Source organism: Gemmobacter sp., from assembly GCF_016792925.1.
Taxonomy (GTDB): Bacteria; Pseudomonadota; Alphaproteobacteria; order Rhodobacterales; family Rhodobacteraceae; genus Gemmobacter.
The window spans coordinates 1-4,098 of record NZ_JAEULU010000143.1 but is presented as its reverse complement, the minus strand read 5'-3'; the positions used below and the strand labels follow the sequence as shown (position 1 = coordinate 4,098).

The following is a 4,098-nucleotide window of genomic DNA, read 5'->3' as shown; positions in this document are numbered from 1 at the left end:
TTCATCTGTTCCCAAATATCCTCGGGGGGTGAATTGGCCGCAGGCCAAGAGGGGGGCAGACGGCCCCCCTTCCTGTTTCGACGCGGCGTCCCGTCCCGGAACGTCACGGCAAAATGGTGATCCTTGCTTGCGGCAGGGCGGCGCAATGCGCATCTTGAACGGCAGGAGGCATCCCGGGGCAAACCGGGGGCAGGGAGGATGATGATGGGAAGTTTTGCGACGCTGGCCGATATCAAGGCCATCGAGGCCGAGATGCCATGGGCCGACCGGGGTTTGCCGCGCAGCATCCATGAATTTCTGGGCCGCACTGCCGCGAAACACGGCGCGCGGGCGGCGCTCAGCTATCAGCTGACCTCGGCCCCCAGCGATCTGGGCGAGACGCTCAGCTGGTCGGAGCTGTATGGCCGTGTCACGCAGACCGCCAACCTGTTCCGCGCCCTGGGCGTGGGCGAGCGTGATGTGGTGGCCTATGTGCTGCCCAATTGCACGGAAACCGTGCAGGTCTTGCTGGGCGGCATGGTGGCGGGGATCGTGAACCCGATCAACCCGCTGCTGGAGCCCGAGCAGATCAGCGCCATCTTGCGCGAAACCGGCGCCAAGGTCGTGGTCACGCTGCGCGCCTTCCCCAAGACCGATCTGTCGGCAAAGGTGGCCGAGGCGGTGAAACATGCGCCCTCGGTGAAAACCGTGCTGGAGATCGACCTTCTGCGCTATCTCAAGCCGCCGAAGAAGTGGATAGCGCATTTCCTGCGGCCCAAGGGCGCGGCCACCCATCATGCCACGGTGAAGAACTATCGCAGCGAGCTGAAGGCCCATCCCGCCGACCGGCTGACCTTTACGGACGCGCGCGAGGATCGCGTGGCGGCCTATTTCCACACTGGCGGCACCACCGGCATGCCCAAGGTGGCGCAGCACAAGGTCTCGGGCATGGTTTACAACGGCTGGCTGGGCAGCCGGCTGCTGTTCGGCGAGACCGACACCGTGCTGTGCCCGTTGCCGCTGTTCCATGTCTTCGCGGTCTATCCGATCCTGATGTCGATGATCGCCAGCGGCGCGCATGTGGTGTTCCCGACCCCTGCGGGCTATCGCGGCGAAGGCGTGTTCGACAATTTCTGGAAGCTGGTGGAGCGTTGGAAGGTCACTTATGTCGTGACGGTGCCCACGGCGCTGGCCGCGCTGATGCAGCGCCCGGTCAATGCCGATGTGAGCAGCCTGCGCGGTGCCTTCTCCGGCTCGGCCCCGCTGCCGGTCGAGCTGTTCAACCGGTTTGAAAAGGCTACCGGCGTGCAGATCGTGGAGGGCTATGGCCTGACCGAATGCACCTGCCTTGTCTCTTGCAACCCGCCATCGGGGGCCAAGAAGATCGGCTCGGTCGGGATTCCCTTCCCCTATTGCCATGTGCGCATTCTGGCGACCGATGGCGCGGGCGGGTTCCGCGAATGCGGCACCGATGAGGTGGGCGAGATCTGCGTGGCGAATCCCGGCGTGTTCGAGGGCTCGACCTATACCGAGGTCGACAAGAACCGCTGCCTTTTTGCCGAAGGCCGCTATCTGCGGACCGGCGATCTGGGGCGGATCGACGCCGAGGGCTATCTGTATATCACCGGGCGCGCCAAGGATCTGATCATCCGGGGCGGCCACAACATCGACCCGGCGGTGATCGAGGAAGCGCTGATGGGCCATGAGGCCGTGGGCTTTGTCGGCGCCATTGGCCAGCCCGATGCCCATGCGGGCGAGCTGCCCTGCGCCTATGTGGAGCTGGTGAAGGGCGCGACCGTCACCGTGGCCGAGCTGATGGACTATGCAAAGGCCCATGTGCAGGAACGCGCCGCCGTGCCCAAGCACATTGAAATCCTCGACGAATTGCCGAAAACCGCCGTGGGCAAGGTGTTCAAGCCCGATCTGCGCCGCAAGGCCATCTCGCGCATCTATGATGCCGCGCTGGCCGAGGCCGGTCTGGCCGCGCGGGTGGTCGAGGTGGCCGAGGACAAGAAACGCGGTCTGGTCGCGCGGCTCTCGCCGCAGGCGGATGAGGGCAAGGTGGCTGAAACCCTGGGCAAATTCACCTGCGCCTGGGAGTGGAAGGCCTGATCCCTCTTGCAGGAATCGCGCCGTTCAAGAAATGTTGATCGCAGATTGATTTGCGGGAGATTTTTCATGGCACGGCGCGGTTTTGCAGGTGCTGTTCTGGTAGCGGGCCTGTTTGCGGCCACCCCTCTGCTGGCCGAGCCGGTGTCAGAACGGCTGTTCACCCATAAGAACTGGATGGTCGAGATTGTCGGTTTCGACGATGGCAGCATTTCCTGCGTGGCGCAGGTCGTCGATGGCGATGACACATTCTCGATCTGGGCCGATCCGGCCAATCCGGTGAAATTGCAATTCTATTCCTCGGATTGGGATTTCTCGGGCGGTGGCTCGGCCGATCTGAACGTGCAGGTGGACCGCCGGTCGCCCTGGTCGCTGACCAATGCCGAACTGTATCAGAATTCGGTGCTGTTCAACCTGCCGGGCGATGATGCCTCGACCAATTTCCTCATGGAGGTGGTGGAGGGGCGCAGCCTGCATCTGGGCAGCAAGGATGGCAGCCATGTGCAAAGCTATTCGCTGTCGGGCTCGGCTGCCTCGATCAATGCGTTGATCGAATGCGTGAATGTGCTGGGGCAGGAAAGCGACGGCAACCCGTTCAACTGACGCCTGTTGCGTCCAAGCTACTGGGCGGTGTCCATCCAGATGGTCACCGGCCCCTGGTTCAGCAGCTCCACATCCATATCGGCGCCGAAGATGCCATTGGCTGTGGCCAGCCCTTCGGCGGCCAGGCGGGCGGTGAAATACTCATAGAGCCGCTGCCCCTCGGCGGGGGCGGCGGCGGTGGAAAAGCCGGGGCGGTTGCCGCGCAGATCGGCGGCCAGCGTGAACTGGCTGACCACAAGGCAGGCCCCGCCGATGTCCTTGACCGAGCGGTTCATCTTGCCCGCCTCATCCTTGAAGATGCGCAGCTTGGCGATCTTGGCGGCCAGCTGATCGGCCTGTGCCTCGCCATCGCCCTGCATGGCGCAGACAAGGATCATCAGACCCTCGCCGATCTCGCCCGCCACCACGCCCTCGACGCTGACCTTGGCGCGGCTGACGCGCTGGACAACCGCCCTCACAGCTCGTGCCTCCAGGGCGGGTTGGCCCCGGCGCGGCTGACCGTGACGGCGGCAGAGCGGGTGCCAAGGCTCAGCGCCGCGTCCAGCACGGCATCGGGCAGCGCGGCAACGCCCGCCTTGCTGAGCGCGCCCGCCTCATGCAGCGCCGCCAGCACGCCCGCGTTGAACGTATCGCCTGCGCCCACGGTATCGGCCACGGTCACCTTGGTGGCCGCCACGAACCGGTCTTGCGTCGCGGTCACGGCGCGCGCGCCTGCCGCGCCTTCGGTGATGAACATCACCTTCGGCCCCTTGGCGAGGATGTCACGGGCCAGCGCCGACAGATCGCCTGCGCCCATCAGCCAGTGCAGGTCTTCATCCGACAGTTTCACCAGATCGGCGCGCGCGATCATCCGCTCGATCCGGGCGCGATATTCCGCCTCTTTGCCCGCAATGAAGCCGGGGCGGATATTCGGGTCGATCATGGTCACGCGGGCCGGGGCCTCGCGCGCTTGCAACGCCTCATAGGTGCTGGCGGCGGGATCGTTCACCAGGCTGATGCCGCCGAAGAACAAGGCCTCCACATCGGCAGGCAGCGCGGGCAGCTGGTCCACCGACAGCATGCGCCCCGCCGTGCCCTCGTCATAAAACGCATAGGTGGCCTGCCCGTTCACCAGCTTCACGAAGGCCACGGTCGTGGGCCGACCCGAGCGCGCCATCAGGCTGGTATCGACCTTGGAGGCCTCCAGCGTCTCGGCCAGAATCTCGCCCAGCATATCGGTCGAGACGCCCGAGAAGAACGCGGATGGCGCGCCCAGACGCCCCAGCGCGATGGCGGTATTGAACACCGCGCCCCCGGCATAGGGGGCAAAACAGGCCTCGCCGGCGGTGCTTTCGCGCGGCAGCATGTCGATCAACGCCTCACCACAGCTCAGAATCATGGCACCCTCCCAAATCGTTTTGGCGCTTA

At 65.0% G+C, this 4,098-nt stretch carries 4 protein-coding genes; 2 read left to right on the top strand and 2 right to left on the bottom strand.

Annotation, left to right across the window (positions count from 1 at the left end):
• Nucleotides 1-204: 204 nt before the first annotated feature.
• Together JNN06_RS07115 and JNN06_RS07110 are read left to right on the top strand one after the other, a co-directional pair.
• The gene (locus JNN06_RS07115; RefSeq protein ID WP_291238902.1) at nucleotides 205-2,091 is read left to right on the top strand and encodes an acyl-CoA synthetase; all 1,887 of its coding nucleotides are present in this window, start codon (nucleotides 205-207) and stop codon (nucleotides 2,089-2,091) included.
• A 66-nt stretch (nucleotides 2,092-2,157) separates the two neighbouring features.
• Nucleotides 2,158-2,691 carry a hypothetical protein gene (locus JNN06_RS07110; RefSeq protein ID WP_291238901.1) on the top strand — a complete coding sequence of 178 codons (534 nt, stop codon included), beginning with the start codon at nucleotides 2,158-2,160 and terminating at the stop codon, nucleotides 2,689-2,691.
• A gap of 17 nt (nucleotides 2,692-2,708) precedes the next feature.
• Here JNN06_RS07110 and dtd read toward each other — a convergent pair whose 3' ends face one another.
• On the bottom strand, nucleotides 2,709-3,149 hold the full coding sequence (dtd, locus tag JNN06_RS07105) for a D-aminoacyl-tRNA deacylase (protein ID WP_291238900.1): 441 nt from the start codon (nucleotides 3,147-3,149) through the stop codon (nucleotides 2,709-2,711).
• Nucleotides 3,146-4,069 (bottom strand): carbohydrate kinase, encoded by a 924-nt coding sequence (locus JNN06_RS07100; protein WP_291238899.1) that lies wholly within the window; start codon nucleotides 4,067-4,069, stop codon nucleotides 3,146-3,148. Before JNN06_RS07100 ends, dtd begins: the two co-directional genes overlap by 4 nt.
• Nucleotides 4,070-4,098 lie beyond the last annotated feature (29 nt).

Bases quoted from the DNA above. Each gene is read 5' to 3' on its own strand.
- JNN06_RS07115 (WP_291238902.1), top strand. From the start codon at position 205: ATGGGAAGTTTTGCGACGCTGGCCGATATCAAGGCCATCGAGGCCGAG.
- JNN06_RS07110 (WP_291238901.1), top strand. From the start codon at position 2,158: ATGGCACGGCGCGGTTTTGCAGGTGCTGTTCTGGTAGCGGGCCTGTTT.
- JNN06_RS07100 (WP_291238899.1), bottom strand. From the start codon at position 4,069: ATGATTCTGAGCTGTGGTGAGGCGTTGATCGACATGCTGCCGCGCGAA.